Source organism: Streptomyces broussonetiae (assembly GCF_009796285.1).
Lineage (GTDB): Bacteria > Actinomycetota > Actinomycetes > Streptomycetales > Streptomycetaceae > Streptomyces > Streptomyces broussonetiae.
The window spans coordinates 1,933,062-1,950,571 of record NZ_CP047020.1; the positions used below are offsets into that span (position 1 = coordinate 1,933,062).

Here is a 17,510-nt window from a genome sequence, read left to right on the forward strand (position 1 = left end):
GGTTCACGGGTGCCGGACACCGTGCTACGTTCGGCCAATGGCCGAATCTGTCGTACTGGATCCGGTGGACCTCCATCTGCTGCGGCTGCTGCAGAACGACGCCCGGACCACCTACCGCGACCTCGCCGAACAGGTGGGCGTCGCGCCCTCGACGTGTCTGGACCGGGTGACCCGGCTGCGCCGCTCGGGCGTCATCCTCGGGCATCAGCTGCGACTGGATCCGGCCAAACTGGGGCGCGGGCTCCAGGCGCTGCTGTCGGTGCAGGTACGGCCGCACCGACGGGAGCTGGTCGGGCCGTTCGTGGAGCGGATCCGGGTGCTGCCGGAGGCGCGGACGGTGTTCCATCTGACCGGTCCGGACGACTATCTGGTCCATGTGGCCGTCGCGGACATGGCCGATCTGCAGCGGCTGGTTCTGGACGAGTTCACCGCGCGGCGCGAGGTGGCCCGGGTGGAGACCCGTTTGATCTTCCAGCAGTGGGAGTGCGGGCCCCTGCTGCCTCCCGGCCACGCCCAGAGCTGAATCCCCCCGAACGTGGGTGACGCGGAGATCCCCGCCGTATGAGGATGGGCTGCATGTCTGAGACCAAGAGCCCGCTGCCCCGGCAGGTCGCCGACGCGTATGTGGACGACCTCATCGCCCTCGACCCGGTCACCGGCACCTACCTCGGTGTGCAGGAGAGTTCGAGCCGGCTGCCCGACTACTCGCCCGCGGGCCAGGAGTCCCTCGCCCGGCTGGCGCGGACCACGCTCGCCAGGCTCGACGAGGCGGAGCGGCAGCCCGGCGCGGACAGCGACGCCGAGCGCCGCTGCGCACGGCTGCTGCGTGAGCGGCTGACCGCCGAGCTGGCCGTGGACGAGGCGGGCGAACACCTGCGCGCGATCGGCAACATGAGCACGCCCGGCCACTCGGTGCGGGACATCTTCACCGTCACCCCGCAGTCGACGGACGAGGACTGGGCGGCGATCGCCGAGCGGCTGCGTGCGGTGCCCGGCGCGCTCGCGGGCTACCGCGCCTCGCTGCAACTCGGCCTGGACCGCAAGCTGTTCGCGGCGCCGCGGCCGACCGCCACCTTCATCGAGCAGCTCGCCGAGTGGACGGACACCGACGGCTCGGGCCGCGGCTGGTACGAGGACTTCGCCGCCGCCGGACCGCAGGCGCTGCGCACGGAGCTGGACGAGGCGGCCCGCGCCGCGACCGGCGCGCTGGTGGAGCTGCGGGACTGGCTGCGGGACGTGTACGTCCCGGCGGCCGAGGGCTCCTCGAACGTGGTGGGGCGTGAGCGGTACGCCCGCTGGTCCCGCTACTTCAACGGTACCGACCTGGATCTGGACGAGGCGTACGCGTACGGCTGGTCCGAGTTCCACCGGCTGCTCGGCGAGATGAAGCAGGAGGCGGAGAAGATCCTGCCCGATGCGAAGACGCCGTGGGTCGCGCTCGCCCACCTCGACGAGCACGGCCGGAGCATCGAGGGCGTGGAGGAGGTCCGGGAGTGGCTCCAGGGCCTGATGGACCAGGCCATCGAGGACCTGGACGGCACGCACTTCGAACTCGCCGAGCGGGTACGCAAGGTGGAGTCGCGCATCGCGCCGCCCGGCGGTGCCGCGGCCCCGTACTACACGCCCCCGTCGGAGGACTTCTCGCGTCCCGGCCGCACCTGGCTGCCGACCATGGGCCAGACCCGGTTCCCGGTCTACGACCTGGTGTCGACCTGGTACCACGAGGGTGTGCCCGGGCATCACCTCCAGCTCGCCCAGTGGGCACACGTGGCGGAACACCTCTCCCGCTACCAGGCCACGATCGGCATCGTCAGCTCCAACGCCGAGGGCTGGGCGCTGTACGCGGAGCGGCTGATGGACGAGCTGGGCTATCTCAAGAGCCCGGAGGAGCGGCTCGGCTACCTGGACGCTCAGATGATGCGCGCGGTCCGGGTGATCGTGGACATCGGCATGCACCTGGAGCTGCGGATCCCGGCGGACTCGCCGTTCCACCCCGGTGAGCGCTGGACGCCGGAGCTGGCACAGGAGTTCTTCGGCTCGCACAGCAGCCGGCCGGCGGACTTCGTGGACAGCGAGGTGACCCGTTATCTGACGATTCCGGGCCAGGCCATCGGCTACAAGCTCGGTGAGCGGGCGTGGCTGCTGGGCCGCGAGAAGGCACGCGAGCGGCACGGCGACTCCTTCGACCTGAAGGCCTGGCACATGGCGGCCCTGTCGCAGGGTTCCCTCGGCCTGGACGACCTGGTGGACGAGCTGTCGCAGCTCTGACCTCCCGAAGCCGGCACGGGCCCCGGGACCGGCACGGGCCCCGGGGCCGCGGCGCGAGTGGCTTGCACTCCGTCCTGCTGCCCCGGCCGCGGGCGCGGCCCGGGTGATCGGCCGGGCGGGAGCCCTGCGGCCTCGACCGCGGCGGCACCGTCCGGCGCCGCGATGCCGGCCATGAGGAGCCGGGCACGTGGAACCCAGGCATGAGGCGCCAGACACGAGGCGCCACGCACCTGAGGCCAGGCACCCGGGATCCGGCAGCTGGGCCGCACGCCCATTTGCCGCCGCCACGACCGCTACCGGCTACCGGCTACCGGCCACCGGCCACCGGCCACCGGCCACCGGCCACCGGCCACCGGCCACCGGCCACCCAGGATCCACGACCCACGACCCTCAACCCCACAAGGCTCCGGGGCTCGGCCGTACGGCCGAGCCCCGGTGGCGCGGCCGGGCCGGGCGCGGCTTGCTGGTGCCGGGGCCGATGGGTCAAGGAGGCGGGCCTGCCGTGCGGGAGATGCGGGAGAGGCGGCCGGGACGGCAAGCCCTGGGGACACCACGCGCGGCCGGACTGGCGGGAGTCGTCTTCGCCCTGCTGCTGGCGGCGACGATGGTCCTGCTGCGGCTGGGTATCCCGGAAGGGGCCAACGCGGTCACCGCCCGGGGCTTCACGGACATCGGCCGCCGCGACGCGGTGCGCGCGGCACTCTCGCTGGTGCCGTTCGCCGGGGTCTTCTTCCTCTGGTTCATCGGTGCCCTACGAGCGCACATCGGCGCGGTCGAGGACAAGTTCCTCGCCACCGTCCTCCTCGGCAGCGGGCTCGTCTTCACCGCCATGCTGTTCGGCGCCGGCGCGGCGGCCAGTGCCGTACTCGCCGTGGCCCACCCCCGCGGTGCCGCACCGGCGCTCGCCTCCTGGGACTTCGGCCGCCACCTCGCGTACCTGCTGATGACGGAGTACGCCATGCGGATGGCGGGCGTCTTCGTGTGCTCCATGTCGGTGATCGGCCGCCGTCTCGGCGTACTGCCCCACCCGCTCAGCGTCCTGGGCTTCCTCACGGCCCTGACGCTGCTCTTCGTCTCCTCGAGCGTGCCCTGGGCGGAGCTGGTGTTCCCCGCGTGGTCGCTGGTGCTCAGCGGCTACATCCTGACGGTGAGCGGGCCGGCCCGTTGACCCGGATGCGGTCGCCGACGAGCGGGCTTCCCATGGGGCTCTCATGCTGGCGAGCGGGACACGACCACCGTCCGGGCCGCCGCACGCACCGCGGGCCGCGCACCGGACCTGGCCACGGGAAGGGCGGAGCGTCGATGAGGCTCGTCGTCGATCTCAACAAATGTCAGGGGTACGCCCAGTGCGCGTTCCTCGCTCCCGACGTCTTTGCCATGCATGGCGAGGAATCACTGGTCTACAACCCGCACGCCCCCGAGGAACAGCGGGAGCGACTGGCCCGTGCGGTCGCCGCCTGCCCGGTGCAGGCGATCACGGCCGACGGGCTGGAGGACCTCGTGGGTGAGCAGGGCACGGGATCCGCCCAGGAGGCGTCCGATGGCCGCTGACTACTTGGACCGGCTCAGGCGCGAGGGCCGGATCGTGATCGTCGGCGCCTCGCTCGCGGGCCTGCGGGCGGCGGAGACGCTGCGCGCCGAGGGCTTCGCCGGCGAGCTGACCCTGATCGGGGACGAGCCCTACGAGCCCTACGACCGGCCGCCGCTGTCGAAGTCCGTCCTGCTGGGCATGGCGTCCCCGCTCCACACCGAGTTGCCGCACCGCTGGGAGATCGACGCCAAGTGGCGGCTCGGCATCCCGGCGACCGGTCTGGACCTGGCGGCGAAACGGGTGAAGCTGGCCGACGGGGACGAAGTGCCGTACGACCGGCTGCTCATCGCGACCGGGGTGCGCGCGCGGCCCTGGCCGAAGGAGGACGAGGCCGGGCTCAGCGGTGTCTGCCTGCTGCGGACGCGGGAGGACGCGGCCGATCTGTACCAGCGGCTGAAGGCGGGACCGCGCCGGGTGTTCGTCATCGGCGCCGGGTTCGCCGGTTCGGAGGTCGCCTCGGCCTGCCGCGGGATGGGCATCCCGGTCACCGTGGCGGAGCGCGCGGGCGCGCCGCTGGTGGGTGCGCTCGGCGGAGTGGTCGGCGCGGTCGCCGCCGACCTCCAGACCGAGAACGGCGTGGACCTGCGCACCCATGTCACGGTGACCTCCCTGGAGGGTGACCCCGTGGGCCGGGTACGGGCCGTCCATCTGTCCGACGAGAGTGTCGTCGAGGCGGACGTGGTCGTGGTCTCGCTGGGCTCGCAGCGCAACACCGAGTGGCTGACCGGGTCGGGGCTGGGCGCCGGGCCCCGGGGCATCGCGTGCGACGCGGGCTGTCGCGCCTTCGACTTCCGGGGCATCGTCACGGACGACGTCTTCGTGGCGGGGGACGTCGCGCGCTCCCCGCACGCGCTGTTCGGCTACCAGTTCCTCTCGCTGGAGCACTGGGGCAACGCCGTCGCACAGGCGGAGACGGCCGCGCACAACATGATCTGCCACGGCGCCGACCGGCGCCCGCACCTGTGGATGCCGGCCTTCTGGTCGTCGATGTTCGGCGTGAACATCAAGTCGGTCGGCGTGCCCCCCATGGGCGAACAGCTCATGATCACGCAGGGTTCGCTGGCCGAGCGCCGCTTCGTCGGCGTGTACGGCTACAAGGGCCGTGTCATCGCCGCGGTGAGTTTCGACAACACCCGGTGGCTGGAGTTCTACGCGCGGCAGATCGAACAGGGCGAGCCGTTCCCCGTGGAGTTCCCGACGATGGACCGGCGTCCGGAAGGACGCCAGCCGGTGCCGGCGGACTTCCCCGACCCGTCGCTGCCGACCCACGGCCCGACCGTGACACTCACCGGCTACTCACCGGCCGACCAGCAGCTCGTCTTCCACCCGGCACGGCACTGATCGCCGCCGCATCCCGACGCTCCGAGGACCTGTCATGACGCAAGCCCCGTTGTTCCGACAGATCACCGACTTCGCCAACCGTGCCAACCCGTACCCGCTGTACGAGGAGCTGCGCAAGAACCCGGTCCTGCACGAGGAGGAGGGCGGCCCCTACGTCTTCAGCTCGTACTACGACATCAAGGCTCTGCTGCACGATCCCCGGGTCAGCTCCGACGCCGCGAACCTGGCCGCGGCCGGAACCGACGAGCTGGCCCGGGTCGAGGAGACGGGCGGGCTGCCGCCGTCCTTCCTGCGACTCGATCCGCCGGAGCACGACCGGCTCCGGCGGATCGCGAACAGTGCCTTCGGGCCGCCGCACCGGCCGCGCCGGGTCGAGAACATGCGGGGCAGCATGACGGCCATCGTCGAGCAGCTGATCGACGCCTTCGGGGACGCTCGGCAGATCGACCTGGTCGACCAGTTCGCCTATCCCTTCCCGGTGACCGTGATCTGCCGGCTGCTCGGTGTGCCGCGGGAGGACGAGCCCCGCTTCCGGGCCTGGGTCGACCCGCTGGTCGCCAGCCTCGACCCGGACACGCGGCAGGGGGCGGACACCGAGTTCTCGAAGGCGGCGCAGGAAGCGCGGATGCAACTCGGGATGTACCTGGCCGGGCTGGTCGAAGAGCGCGCCAAGGAGCCCCGGGACGACCTGTTGTCCGACCTGGTCAACAGCCACGGTCCGGAGGGTGCCATGACGATGATGGAGGTACTCAGCACCGCGGTGCTGCTGCTGATCGCCGGTCACGAGACGACGGTCAACCTGATCACGAACGGCATGCTCACCCTGCTGCGGCACCCCGACATCCTGCAGCGGCTGCGCCAGGACCCGGAGCTTTCGGTGACCATCGTGGAAGAGCTGCTGCGCTACGAACCACCGGTGCAGATCGTGCCGCAGCGCACCTGTATCACCGACATCGAGGTGCGCGGGGTCACCATCCCCAAGGGATCGCGCCTCTGGCTGGTCCTGGCCGCGGGCAACCGTGACCCGGAACGGTTCAAGGACCCCGAGCGCTTCGACCCGGACCGCGGGGACATCCAGCACCTGGGCTTCGGCAGCGGCATCCACAGTTGCTTCGGCGCTCCGCTGGCCCGCCTGGAGACCCAGATCGCCCTGCGCGAGCTGGCCCGGCGGCTGGAGAATCCCCGTCTGGTCGCGGACCCGCCGCCCTACCGCCAGAACGCGGTGCTGCGCGGCCCCCGCCACCTGGAGATCGCCTTCGACGGACTGCACTGACCACCGGGGCAGCGGGCGAGGGCCGGCGGGCGCGGCGGTTCAGGTGCCCGAGCGGCTCGGTGAACGGGCGGGCCGGAGCGCCGGGCACGCCGGACCAGGCGCCCGGGTCCGGGCCGGGCCCGGGCCCGGTCAGTCCGCGAGCCTGCTGAGCCGTACCAGGCCGATCCAGGTCTCCGGGCCCGGCTGGGTGTACGCGGCGCGTACCGCGTATGTGCCGGCCTCCAGAGGCACCCGGAGGTGCTCGACACGCCCGGCGGCCCGGCCGGGCCAGGCCGAGTCGAACAGCAGGACCGGGCCGGGCACCCGCCAGCGGACCTCGCTCCCCCACGCCGCCGTCGCGAGGGCGGCCGGGACGCCGGCGAGCAGATCCGCCTCGGAGTGCGCGGCGGACCACCGTACGAAGGTGGTGTGTTCCGGCAGGTAGGAGGTGGAGGCGGGGTCGTCGCCGAGTACCAGGGCCGCGCTGTCGCCCACGGGCAGCAGGCCGACGTGTCCGTCGACCTCGCACGCCCGGTCGTAGTCCGTGGCGAGGTCCTCGCTGTCGGCGCCGGCCCAGAACGGCAGTACCGTCTCGGGAACGGCTATCAGGGGGCCGCCGGCCGACTCCACCCACTCCAGCACGCCTGGATCCGCGTATCGAGCCATGGGCCAAGAACCTACACGGGCCGTCGTCAGCAGCCGCACCCGCCTTCGACAGGCGCGGTCAGCGGATCCGGCTCACGGCGCGCCGGGCCCTGCCAGGTCTCGTAGGCCAGGGCCTCGCGCGCCCAGTACTCGAAGCCGCCGAGCAACTCCTTCACCTGGTAGCCGAGTTCGGCGAGGGCGAGGGCGGCGCGGGCGGCGCCGTTGCAGCCGGGTCCCCAGCAGTACGTCACCACCGGCACGGACTTGTCGAGGAGCCGCTCGGCCTCCTCGGGAATGAGCGCCGTGGGCAGGTGGATCGCGCCGGGGATGTGACCCTGGTCCCAGGACTCGGTCGAGCGGGAGTCCACGACGACGAAACCGGGGGCGTCGCCTGCCGCGAGCGCGGCGGCCACGTCGGAGACGTCGGCGTGGAAGGCCAGGCTCGCCCGGAAGTGGGCGGCGGCCTCGGCCGGAGGCGCGGGGGCCACGCGCAGGACGGGGTTCACGGAGCGCTGCGAGGTCTTGGTGATCATGGCTGAAAATTTACGGCCGTACGCCCCGTCGCTGAAGGGCCGATCCACGGGACGCCTCTTGATGCACCGGGGATTTCCCTGCTATCCATCCGGGATGACCGTGTATTCCCCGGACGCCACCGACTGGCGCATCCTCGAGGTCCTCCAGCGCGAGGGACGGGCCAGCTATGCCGAACTGGCGCGTGCCGTCTCGATGTCGCCGAGCGCCGTCACCGAGCGAGTACGCCGGCTGGAGGAGGCCGGCGTGATCCAGGGATATGCGGCGGTCGTCGATCCCGAGCGGCTCGGCCTGTCGATCCTCGCCTTCGTGCGGCTGCGCTACCCGAACGGCAACTACAAGCCGTTCCACGATCTGGTGGCCGCCACGCCCGAGATCCTGGAGGCGCACCATGTGACGGGCGACGACTGTTTCGTCATCAAGGTCGCCGCACGGTCCATGTCCCATCTGGAACAGGTCTCCGGGAAGATCGGCGCGCTGGGCTCGGTGACGACCAGCGTCGTGTACTCGTCACCGCTGCCCCGGCGATCACTGGGGCACTGACCCGCTCGGACCCCGCACCGCCGCAGCGTGTGCGTCGGCGCCCGCACGATGTGCGCAGTGCCGAGTCGGCGCACCGCTAGCCGAGCTTGCGCAGCACTTCGGCGATGTTGGCTCGGTACGTCCGCAGCGCCTGGAGCCCGGCGGTGTAGCGGTCGCGATGCCGTGCGATGTCGGCGGCCTGCTGCTGCGCCCGCACGGCGTGCCAGACCTCGACCGTATGGTGGCGGCGCTTGCAGATGACGTCGGCGACGGCGGTGGCCCGCTCCCTGCGCGTATGCCGGGTGTTGCCGCTGCTGTCCCGCTGCCAGGCGTGGTCCGCGAACGCCGCGCCGGGGTCGGGGTAGCGGGTGAAGCCCTGTGCTGCCACACAGCGGGACCACTGATCCCAGGCCGCGCGCAGGCGCGGGTCGCGCTTGACCGCTTTGTCGATCTCGATCGCCCGTGTGCCGGCATAGAGCCAGTCCCGCTTGAGATCTATGCCGTGCATCAGCCGCCGGTTCGCCTCGGCGTTGCAGTCGGGCCAGTCCGCATACTCGGCGTCGGTCATGCGGCGGCCCCTCGGCACGGAGACCGGGTGCTGTGCGGGGTCCCAGCCGTAGCCCCAGCGGTGGGCGGCCTCGAGATCGAGTGCGCCGTAGTCGGTGCCGACCGCGACGGCGACGAGGGGGTCGCTCGGGTACCGGGGGTCGAGCGGGAAGTCCGGGTGTCCGCGGTCGGCCATGCACTGCCTGATCAGCACGGCTGATGCCCGCTGGGATCGCTGGTAGTCGTGCGGCGTGTAGTTGTAGCGGTCGGCCGGCAGGGGGCCGACATCCGCCGCCGTACGCACGGCCTCCGGACGTTCCGGGCCGGAGGCGCAGAACGCCACCAGCACGGTCATCCCCGCCACGGCACCGAGCCGCCACCCCCGTCTCACCATGGCCAGGGATGCTAGCGGGCGGCGTACACAGGGCCGGCCGCACCCCCGGGCGATCCCGACCGAGCGGCAGTTGCTGGACCTGCGGGGCGTCGCAGGGCGATGACGCCGAAGGGGTCGAACAGCACACGATGCGGCGGTCGGTGGACATGGTGAGGTTCCTCCGAGCGCATCGGGCGGCGGGACCGGTCGACTCGAACTGCTGGGTGTCGAAGTCCGGCAGCGCGGGCGGCAGTTGGTCGTACCGGTACGCCACCGGCCGGCCGTGCGCCGAGCACAACCGCTCCCGGATCGTGGCTGTCAGTTCCAGCGGACGCCGCACCCGGCTGTGCACGACCGGCGTGCCCACGGACGGGGAGCCTGTACGGCACGGTGTCAGGGGTCGTGCCGCACAGGCGGTCGGTGTCGGCTGCGCACCACCTCACGCGTGCGGTCGGATCCGGTGCGCAGGACTCCGGCGGCCGCGGCGGCGATCGCACACAGCAGGGTCAGCAGCAAGAAGGCCTGATTCAACGGCACGAGATGGGTCATCCAGCCGATGACGGCAGGGCCGGAGAGCATCCCGAGGTAGCCGATCCCCGCGACGCGGGAGACGTTGGCGCCGGCGGCCGAGGCATCCGCACGCCCGGCCGCGCTGAACAGTTGAGGGACGCAGCCGGACAGCCCCAGGCCGAACAGTGCCCAGCCCACGAACGCGGCCCACGTCCACGGCGAGACGGCCGCGACCGTGATCCCGACGGCAGCGGTGATCGCGCCGTAGCGCAGCACGGCCATGGGCCCGAACCGGCCGGAGACACGGTCGGCGAGCAGCCGGCCGGTGGTCATCGCCGCCGCGTAGGTGCCGTACCCGAAGGCGGCGACGCTCGCGGGCGCGCCGAGGATGTTCTTCAGATGCAGTGCGCTCCAGTCGTTGGCGGCCCCCTCGGCCAGCATGACCATCGCCGCCAGAACGGCGAGGATCCAGATACGCCCGGGGGCTGTGCGCCGCCTCGCGGCTCGCACCGCCTCGTCCTCCGCGACGGTGGCGGTCGGCGTGGGCGCGGGGGTGGCCGGCAGCAGACCGCGGGCCGTCACCAGCGCGATCACGACACCCACGGCCCCCGAGGCGCCGAGCGTGGCGGCCGGACTCGTCCCGGCGCCCGCGGCGCCCGCGGCAACGAGCGCGGCGATGACACCGCCGACGGAGAACGTGGCATGGAACGCCGACATGACCGGCCGGTCGTATGCCCTCTCCACATGCACGGCATGGGCATTCATGCTCACGTCGAGGCAGCCGTTGCCGAACCCGAAGACCACCAGGGCACCGGCCAGAGTCCAGGGATCCCGGGGCAGGCCGGGCAGTACCAGGGTCGCACTGGACACAACGCCGGAGACCGGGAGCACGACGCGCGCCCCGAGACGGTCCGACAGCCGGCCCGCCACCTGCATGCCGGCGAAGGCCCCGAAGCCGAGCAGGACCAGCAGGGCCCCCAGCGTCGCGTGGCTGATGCCCACGCGCTCCTCGATGGCGGGGATGTGCACCACCCACGTGCCCATCAGGGTGCCGCACAGGACGAAGTACACGAAGGTCGCCGCACGGGCGGATCGAAGCGAGCGTTCCATGCCCTCACCGTAACGAACAGTCTTCATGTTCGAAAGGCCCTCAAGCGAACAGATTGATTGTTCATTCCGTGGTGGTGTTCAATCGCGGTATGAGCAACGCAGACCGTCACGGGCTGATCGCGCAGGCCGTCAGGGAGTCGGGCACCGTCACGGTCCAGGAGCTGGCCGAGCTGACCGGCGCCTCGGAGATGACCATCCGACGCGACCTCGACGCACTGGCCGCGCAGGGCGTCCTCGAGCGCGTCCGCGGCGGGGCACGCACCCTGCTGCTCAGGGGCGAGGAACCCCCCTTCGCGCTACGCTCCCGCGAGGCCGTCGACGCCAAACGCAGGATCGCGGCGGAGGTGTCCTCGCTCATCACCGACGGCGAGACCGTCCTCCTCGACAGCGGCACCACCTGCGTGGAGGTCGCCCGCCTGCTGCGTCGGCGGCCGGTCACCGTGATGCCCCTGTCCTTGCAGGCCATCCACCTCCTCAGCGATCCCCCGGGCCCGACCACGCTGATGGTGCCCGGCGGACGGCCCCGTGCCGCCGAGGGGGCCCTGACCGGCCCTCTCACGCTCGCCTCCCTGGCGGCGCTGCGCTTCGACACCGCGATCGTCGGCTGCTGCGGCCTCAGCGCGGCCGAGGGCCTGACCGCCTACGACCTCGACGACGCGGCGGTGAAGAAGGCGAGCATCGCCTCCGCACGCCGCATCGTCGTCGCCACGGACGGCAGCAAGCTCGGCCGCACCGCCTACGCCTACGTCGGCCCCTCCACGCTCCTGCACACACTCGTCACCGACCCCACGGCACCCGCCGACGAGGTCACCGCACTCGAGGACGCCGGGACCGTCGTCAGGACCGTCTGAGGAGAGGCCGCATCTGCCCAGCGCCTTGTCCCGAGGGTCGGGCCGTACGACGCGCAAATGCCGGTCGCCTGTTACTTCTTCGACCGAGGCGGTAGCCGCCTCTTGCTCCATTTCCTCTTCGTCGTGGGGTGGGTTAGTGACGCAGGTCGTGCAGGCGGACCGGCGGGGGGCCGATGTGAGTTGGGCGTGGCTGCACGACCGCACGGACTGGGGGTACAGCAACAGCGGCCTCGTCGCATCCGAGGGCCAGACACTGCTCGTCGACACGCAGTTCACCTTGCACGCGACGGAGGGGTTGCTCACGGCGGTGGAGCCGGTGTGCCTCCGGGAGGAGATCGGTCTCCTGGTGTGCACGCACCAGAACGGGGATCACACTTGAGGGAACCAGCTTCTGGCCGGGGCAGAGATCATCACGTCGGCGTCCGGCGCCGCCGGCTTGTGTCACGAGACGAGGCCTGAGCAGTTGACGATGCTGGCCCGCTCGGGTGGGCCGGATGCGGCTGGCGCGTACGTTGCCCGGCACTTCGCGCACTTCGACTTCGCCGGCGTCACGGTGACGGCACCGACGCGCACCATCCAGGGCCGCGAGGAGGTCAAGGTCGGCACCGTGCTGGTGGAGTTGATCGACCTCGAGGCCGGGCACAGCGCGGGCGACGTCGCCGTGCACCTGCCGGAGGAGGGCGTGGTGTTCGCGGGGGATGCCCTGTTTTCCGGAGCCCACATGGTCGTGTGGTCGGGCTCGCTGAGCGGCTGCATCAGGGCGTGCCAGACGCTGTTGGACACGGGCGCGGAGTTGTTCGTGCCGGGTCACGGGACGCTGCTCGACCGCAGTGGAGTGGCAGATATCCGCGACGGCCTCGCGCGCGTTGCTGAGGAGGCTGCGCAGTATGCGCGACGCAGTGTGCCGCTGGCCTAAGCGGCCCGCCGGATCATGGCGGCCCACGCTGGCACATGGGCGCATCCGGAGCGTCTGTTCACGCAGACCGCGGCCGCCTACGCGGAGGCCGGGGTTGTGGGGGTGCCGTCGAGCGCGCTCGCGATGGTGGAGGGCATGGCCCACTGGCCGGCTGAGCGATGTCGCTGGCTATGACATTCATGAAGCGGATGCCTGTTGTCCAGTTGGGTCGAAGACGAACGAACTCGACCGCATCGATGCACAATCCCACCGTCGATTACCTTTGCATGTCCTCACCATAAGCTTCCCTTGACCCGTCTCCCCTAGGGTCAGAAGCCGCGGTTGCGAACCGGGGGGAGACGACAGCGATGGGTGACGGCAAGGTCCCCGGCAAGGTGCTGGACATCAAGACCGCTGACATCAAGGCGGCGGCACCGGCCTTCCAGAAGGGCGCCATCGATCTGAGCAAGGCCCTGACCACCCTGATCAAGACCCTGGACGGCCTCGGCGAGCCCTGGGGCCACGACGACCAGGGCAATCAGTTCGGCGGCGCCTACAAGCCGCACCAGAAGTCGATCGAGAGCGCGGCGGTCGTCTTGGTGCTCGGTCTGACGAGCATTCACGAGGCCATGGTGGACATGGCGGACGGGCACGTGGACAACGACAAGCTCGTCGCCGGCATCTTCACGGAAGTGAAGACCGACAAGCAGAGCGACGGTGCCGGTGAGCGTTGAGTCCAAAGCCCGCCACATCCTTCTCGACATGGGCCTGTGGTGGCCGGAGGCCGATCCCGACAAGCTGCGGGACGCGGCGAAGGCGTGGCGTGCGTTCGCCGACTCCGTGGACGACGTCCGAGCCCCGGTGAACCGCAGCGCGTCCTCGATCATCCACAACAACACGGGTGAGTCCATCGAGGCGTTCCACAAGTTCTGGGACCGCTACGCCAAGGGCAAGGACGGCGGCTGGCTGAGCGACCTCGCGAAGTCCTCGCGGGACATGGCCAACGCCTTGGACAAGTTCGCCCACACGATCGACGACGCGATCAACAAGCTCTGGACGCGAATAGCCATCGACGCGGTCGTGATCGCGGGAGGAATCACGCTGGCCGTGCTCACCGCGGGCATCGCCTCGGGTGCGGCGGCAGCGGCGGCGGACGCGGTCATCGAGTTCGGCGCCACGATCGGCGTCGGGGTCACCGGCGCGGTGGCCGACATCATCGCAGGTGCCTTCGTCGGCGTCGCGTTCGGCGGGGTCGAGTCGGTCACCATCGACGCTGCCGTGGCCCAGCCGCTGCAGATGATGGCCGGTCTGCAGCACGGCTTCAGCCTGGACGAGGTCAACCAGGCCGCCAAGGACGGCATGATCTTCGGCGGCGCCTTGGGAGGGGGCGGCGGCCTGCTGAAGGCGAGCATGGAAGGCGGCCTCGCCGACACCACCCCACTGCTCCTGCGCCCGCCCTCCCTCCGCCCCGACCTGATCGATCTGGGCACGGCGGCCCGCAACGCCGACGACACCCCCTGCGTGGGCGAGCCGATCGACGTGGCCACCGGCGCCATGCTCATGACGCAGACCGACCTGACACTGCCCGGAAGCCTGCCCCTTCAGTTCACCCGCACCCACCTCTCCTCCTACCGGGGCGGGGTCTGCTTCGGCCCGACCTGGATCTCCACCCTCGACGAGTGCCTCCAGATCGACGGCGAGGGCGTCGTCTTTGCTGCGGCGGACGGCATGCGTCTGGTGTACCCGGTTCCGGATCCCGGCGTTCCCACGATGCCGGTCAAGGGCGCCCGCTGGCCGCTGGAGTGGGACGGTAAGCCGGACGGCGCGATGACGGTCACCGACCCAGCGACGGGCGTGACGCGGACCTTCGCCGCCCCTGTCCCCTCCCCGTCCTTCGGCGTGTTCCACCTGGCGCTGGACTCCTGGACGGACCGCAACGGCAACCGCATCGACGTCGAACGCGACGACGAGGGCATCCCGTTCGGCATCCGCCACTCCGGCGGCTATTACGTCGCCGTCGACACCCAGGGCCCGCGCATCACAGCCCTGCGCCTCCTGGACGAGCCGCCGTCCCGCTACCGCCCCGGCACCGCGACCGACGAGGGCACGGTTGTGATGCGCTACAGCTACGACCCGGTCGGCAACCTGACCGAGGTCATCAACTCCACTGGTGAGCCTCTCCGCTTCACCTACGACACCGAGGGCCGCGTCACCCGCTGGACCGACCGCAACGGCACCTGGTTCGGCTACGTCTACGACGACCGCGGCCGGGTGGTACGGACCGAGGGCATCGACGGCATCCTCTCCGGCACCCTGACCTACGACGACACCGCCCGCACGACGACGTACACGGACTCGCAGGGCCGCGTCTCGGTCCACCGGTACAACGCCGAAGGGATGGTGGTGGAGGAGACGAATCCCCTCGGGCATGTCACCCGAACAGAGTGGGACGAGTACGGCGACAAGCCGCTGACCGTCACAGACGCCTTGGGGCACGTCACCCGATACGTTTACGACGCCGTCGGCAACCTCACCGAGCTCACCCTGCCAGACGGCTCGGTGGCCCGGGCTGCTTACAACACCCTCGGCCTGCCGACGGAAGTGGTCGAGCCGGGAGGCGCGGTCTGGCGGCACACGTACGACGAGCGGGGCAACCTGCAGACGGTGCTCGATCCGATCGGCGCAGAGACACGGTACGTGTACGACGCGGCGGGGCGGCCGACGGCAATCACCGACGCGCTTGGCCGTACTCGTACCGTCGCCTACGACGACGCCGGCCTACCCCTTTCTCTCACTGACGAACTGGGCCACACGACGGCCATCCGCCGGGACTCCTTCGGCCGGGTGATCCAGGTGACGGACCCACTGGGGAATCGAACCCGGCTGGGCTGGACCACGGAGGGCAAGCCCGCCTGGCGCGAGCACCCGGACAACACCCGTGAGTCCTGGACGTGGGACGCGGAGGGCAACCTGAGCTCCCACACAGACGCCGCCGGCAACACCACGCAGCACACGTCCGGCCAATTCGACGTACCCGCCACCAGGACCGATCCGGGCGGGGCGCATTTCGAGTTCACCTATGACACGGAACGCCGCCTGACGCGTGTCCTCAATCCGATGGGTCAGACCTGGTCGTACGTCTATGACGCGGCTGGTCGCCTCGTGGCCGAGACGGACTTCAACGGGCGGACCCTCGCCTACGCGCATGACCCCGTTGGCGGCCTGCTGTCACGGACCAACGGTGCGGGCGAGACGTTGACCTTCACCCGGGACGCGCTCGGCCGGGTCGTGGAACAACGGAGTAGTACGGGTGACGTCACGACGTACGCCTACGCCCCGACCGGACAGCTCGCGCGCGCCCGCGGTCCGGAGGCTGAGATCGTCTATGAGCGCGATGAGCTCGGCAGGGTCCTTTCGGAGACCGTGAACGGCCGGACGACGGCACACGCCTATGACGCCCTGGGGCGGCGGATCCGCCGTACAACTCCGTCCGGGCTGACGTCGCATTGGACGTACGACCCGACGGGGCGATTCACCGAGTTGGGCTCCGATGCGGGGAGCCTGTCCTTCACCTACGATGCCGGCGGCCGAGAGACGGAACGCCGTCTCGGCGAGGACGTGACCCTCACCCAGGGGTGGGACGCGGCCGGCCGCCTCACTGTCCAGTCGCTGACGTCGGCGGCGGTCGCGAGAGGGGCCAACCACCATCTTCTGCAGTACCGGGAATATGCCTACCGCGCCGACGGCTACCTCTCCGGCATCCGGGAACTCACAGCTGGCGCCCGGAACTTCGACCTCGATGAGACAGGCCGCGTCACTGGCGTACGCGCTCATGGCTGGACCGAGACCTACGCCTACGACACAGCGGGAAATCTGACGCACGCCGCCGCTCCTGCGCACGAGGCGCCTGGGGACCGGGAGTTCGAGGGCACGATCATCCGTCGCGCGGGCAATACCACGTACGAGCACGACGGCCAGGGCCGGCTCGTTACCAAAACCCGCAGGCTGCTGAACGGGAAGCGTCACACCTGGACGTACACCTGGAACGCGGAGGACCGCCTGACAGCGGTTGCCACCCCGGACGGCAGTCGCTGGCGCTACTCCTACGACCCTTTGGGCCGACGCATCGCCAAGTCCCGGATATCGGACGACGGTTCTCCAGTTGAGCACGTGGAGTTCACCTGGGACGACACCTGTCTGGCCGAGCAGAGCACCCCCGACGGCAAGACAACCACTTGGGAGTACGCCCCCGGCACGCACCGCTCGATCGCCCAGACCGACCACTGGCCCTCTGCCCGCAGCTCGGAGACGTCCTTCCTGGCCCGCTTGGCGGAAGAGACGACCACCGATCGCGCGCCTCGCTTCCACGCGGTCATCACTGACGCGGCGGGCACACCGACCGAACTTGTCACAGCAGACGGCGCCGTGGCCTGGCAGCGACGGACCTCACTGTGGGGCAGCCCCTTGCCCCCCGGGACAGAGGCCGACTCGGTCGAGTGCCCGCTGCGCTTCCCCGGCCAGTACCACGATGCCGAAACCGGGCTGCACTACAACTACTTCCGTTTCTACGATCCGGAAACCGCAGGCTACCTCTCCCCCGACCCGCTCGGTCTCGATCCCGCGCCAAATCATCATGCCTACATCGTCAACCCGTTCCGGTGGATCGACCCGACGGGATTGGTGAAGTGCACTCAGGAGGCGCTTGACAAAGCCTTCGAGATGGACAATACGCCGCGGAAGCTCGAACATGTCATCGATCCTCCGAAGCATGGCTTCGAGGGGATAGTGAAGAATTCGGGAGGGCGCTCCGAAGCGTTTCGCCGTATCCTCAACAGTCTTGGAGAAGGCGACGACCTTCCGGAATCCGGTGGTTTCGTCGTCGACCGTACAATTGACGGGGAAACGGTCACCATTCGCGGAGCGATGGTCAACGGGATACCTCGAATTGGAACCGCGTTCATCCAGGATAAGTTCCCAGGAAAGACACTATGACAGACCACTCTGCCACCAGACCTCTCTCCCCTCTCGAACGGCGCACCCTCGCCCAACTTCTCGCGTGCGATTTCCCGGGCGTG

Annotated in this window: 16 protein-coding genes; 12 read left to right on the plus strand and 4 right to left on the minus strand. The window is 70.5% G+C overall.

The features are described from left to right. The first annotated feature begins 37 nt into the window (after positions 1 to 37). The 6 genes from GQF42_RS08910 (at position 38) to GQF42_RS08935 (ending at position 6,473) form a co-directional block, all read left to right on the plus strand. Positions 38 to 523, plus strand: a complete 486-nt coding sequence (locus GQF42_RS08910; RefSeq protein WP_158919107.1) for an Lrp/AsnC family transcriptional regulator — start codon at positions 38 to 40, stop codon at positions 521 to 523. Positions 524 to 576: 53 nt separating this feature from the next. Beyond that, positions 577 to 2,268, plus strand: a complete 1,692-nt coding sequence (locus tag GQF42_RS08915) for a DUF885 domain-containing protein (protein ID WP_158919108.1) — start codon at positions 577 to 579, stop codon at positions 2,266 to 2,268. Positions 2,269 to 2,779: 511 nt separating this feature from the next. Then, positions 2,780 to 3,436: a hypothetical protein gene (locus GQF42_RS08920; protein WP_158929943.1), complete on the plus strand. Its 657-nt coding sequence runs from the start codon at positions 2,780 to 2,782 to the stop codon at positions 3,434 to 3,436. A 134-nt stretch (positions 3,437 to 3,570) separates the two neighbouring features. Then, positions 3,571 to 3,819 (plus strand): ferredoxin, encoded by a 249-nt coding sequence (locus GQF42_RS08925; protein ID WP_158919109.1) that lies wholly within the window; start codon positions 3,571 to 3,573, stop codon positions 3,817 to 3,819. After that, positions 3,809 to 5,200, plus strand: coding sequence for an NAD(P)/FAD-dependent oxidoreductase (locus GQF42_RS08930; protein ID WP_158919110.1), 1,392 nt, complete (start codon positions 3,809 to 3,811; stop codon positions 5,198 to 5,200). The genes GQF42_RS08925 and GQF42_RS08930 overlap by 11 nt, the downstream gene beginning before the upstream one ends. A 34-nt stretch (positions 5,201 to 5,234) precedes the next feature. Beyond that, positions 5,235 to 6,473 carry a cytochrome P450 gene (locus GQF42_RS08935; RefSeq protein WP_158919111.1) on the plus strand — a complete coding sequence of 413 codons (1,239 nt, stop codon included), beginning with the start codon at positions 5,235 to 5,237 and terminating at the stop codon, positions 6,471 to 6,473. 129 nt (positions 6,474 to 6,602) lie between these two features. Here the strand turns inward: GQF42_RS08935 and GQF42_RS08940 are convergent, their stop codons facing one another. Together GQF42_RS08940 and GQF42_RS08945 are read right to left on the minus strand one after the other, a co-directional pair. Further along, positions 6,603 to 7,118: an immunity 21 family protein gene (locus GQF42_RS08940; RefSeq protein WP_158919112.1), complete on the minus strand. Its 516-nt coding sequence runs from the start codon at positions 7,116 to 7,118 to the stop codon at positions 6,603 to 6,605. Positions 7,119 to 7,144: 26 nt separating this feature from the next. Continuing rightward, positions 7,145 to 7,630, minus strand: a complete 486-nt coding sequence (locus GQF42_RS08945) for a rhodanese-like domain-containing protein (protein WP_158919113.1) — start codon at positions 7,628 to 7,630, stop codon at positions 7,145 to 7,147. A gap of 94 nt (positions 7,631 to 7,724) precedes the next feature. On the opposite strand from GQF42_RS08945, the gene GQF42_RS08950 reads away from it, so the two are divergent. Next, positions 7,725 to 8,171: an Lrp/AsnC family transcriptional regulator gene (locus GQF42_RS08950; RefSeq protein ID WP_158919114.1), complete on the plus strand. Its 447-nt coding sequence runs from the start codon at positions 7,725 to 7,727 to the stop codon at positions 8,169 to 8,171. A 76-nt stretch (positions 8,172 to 8,247) separates the two neighbouring features. Here GQF42_RS08950 and GQF42_RS08955 read toward each other — a convergent pair whose 3' ends face one another. Together GQF42_RS08955 and GQF42_RS08960 are read right to left on the minus strand one after the other, a co-directional pair. After that, positions 8,248 to 9,090 (minus strand): hypothetical protein, encoded by an 843-nt coding sequence (locus tag GQF42_RS08955; protein WP_233273304.1) that lies wholly within the window; start codon positions 9,088 to 9,090, stop codon positions 8,248 to 8,250. 372 nt (positions 9,091 to 9,462) lie between these two features. Then, the gene (locus GQF42_RS08960) at positions 9,463 to 10,689 is read right to left on the minus strand and encodes an MFS transporter (protein WP_158919115.1); all 1,227 of its coding nucleotides are present in this window, start codon (positions 10,687 to 10,689) and stop codon (positions 9,463 to 9,465) included. An 89-nt stretch (positions 10,690 to 10,778) separates the two neighbouring features. Between GQF42_RS08960 and GQF42_RS08965 the strand changes: the two genes are divergently transcribed. The 5 genes from GQF42_RS08965 (at position 10,779) to GQF42_RS08985 (ending at position 17,427) form a co-directional block, all read left to right on the plus strand. Further along, complete coding sequence (locus GQF42_RS08965; RefSeq protein ID WP_158919116.1) at positions 10,779 to 11,540, plus strand: DeoR/GlpR family DNA-binding transcription regulator; 762 nt, start codon at positions 10,779 to 10,781, stop codon at positions 11,538 to 11,540. Positions 11,541 to 11,676: 136 nt separating this feature from the next. Next, a complete protein-coding gene (locus GQF42_RS08970) occupies positions 11,677 to 11,919 on the plus strand; it encodes an MBL fold metallo-hydrolase (protein ID WP_158919117.1) in 243 nt (80 codons plus the stop codon). 30 nt (positions 11,920 to 11,949) lie between these two features. Next, positions 11,950 to 12,456 (plus strand): MBL fold metallo-hydrolase, encoded by a 507-nt coding sequence (locus GQF42_RS08975; protein ID WP_267906177.1) that lies wholly within the window; start codon positions 11,950 to 11,952, stop codon positions 12,454 to 12,456. A gap of 347 nt (positions 12,457 to 12,803) precedes the next feature. Continuing rightward, positions 12,804 to 13,169 carry a hypothetical protein gene (locus tag GQF42_RS08980; RefSeq protein ID WP_158919119.1) on the plus strand — a complete coding sequence of 122 codons (366 nt, stop codon included), beginning with the start codon at positions 12,804 to 12,806 and terminating at the stop codon, positions 13,167 to 13,169. Beyond that, on the plus strand, positions 13,159 to 17,427 hold the full coding sequence (locus GQF42_RS08985; protein WP_267906135.1) for a DUF6531 domain-containing protein: 4,269 nt from the start codon (positions 13,159 to 13,161) through the stop codon (positions 17,425 to 17,427). Before GQF42_RS08980 ends, GQF42_RS08985 begins: the two co-directional genes overlap by 11 nt. The last annotated feature ends 83 nt before the right edge of the window (positions 17,428 to 17,510 follow it).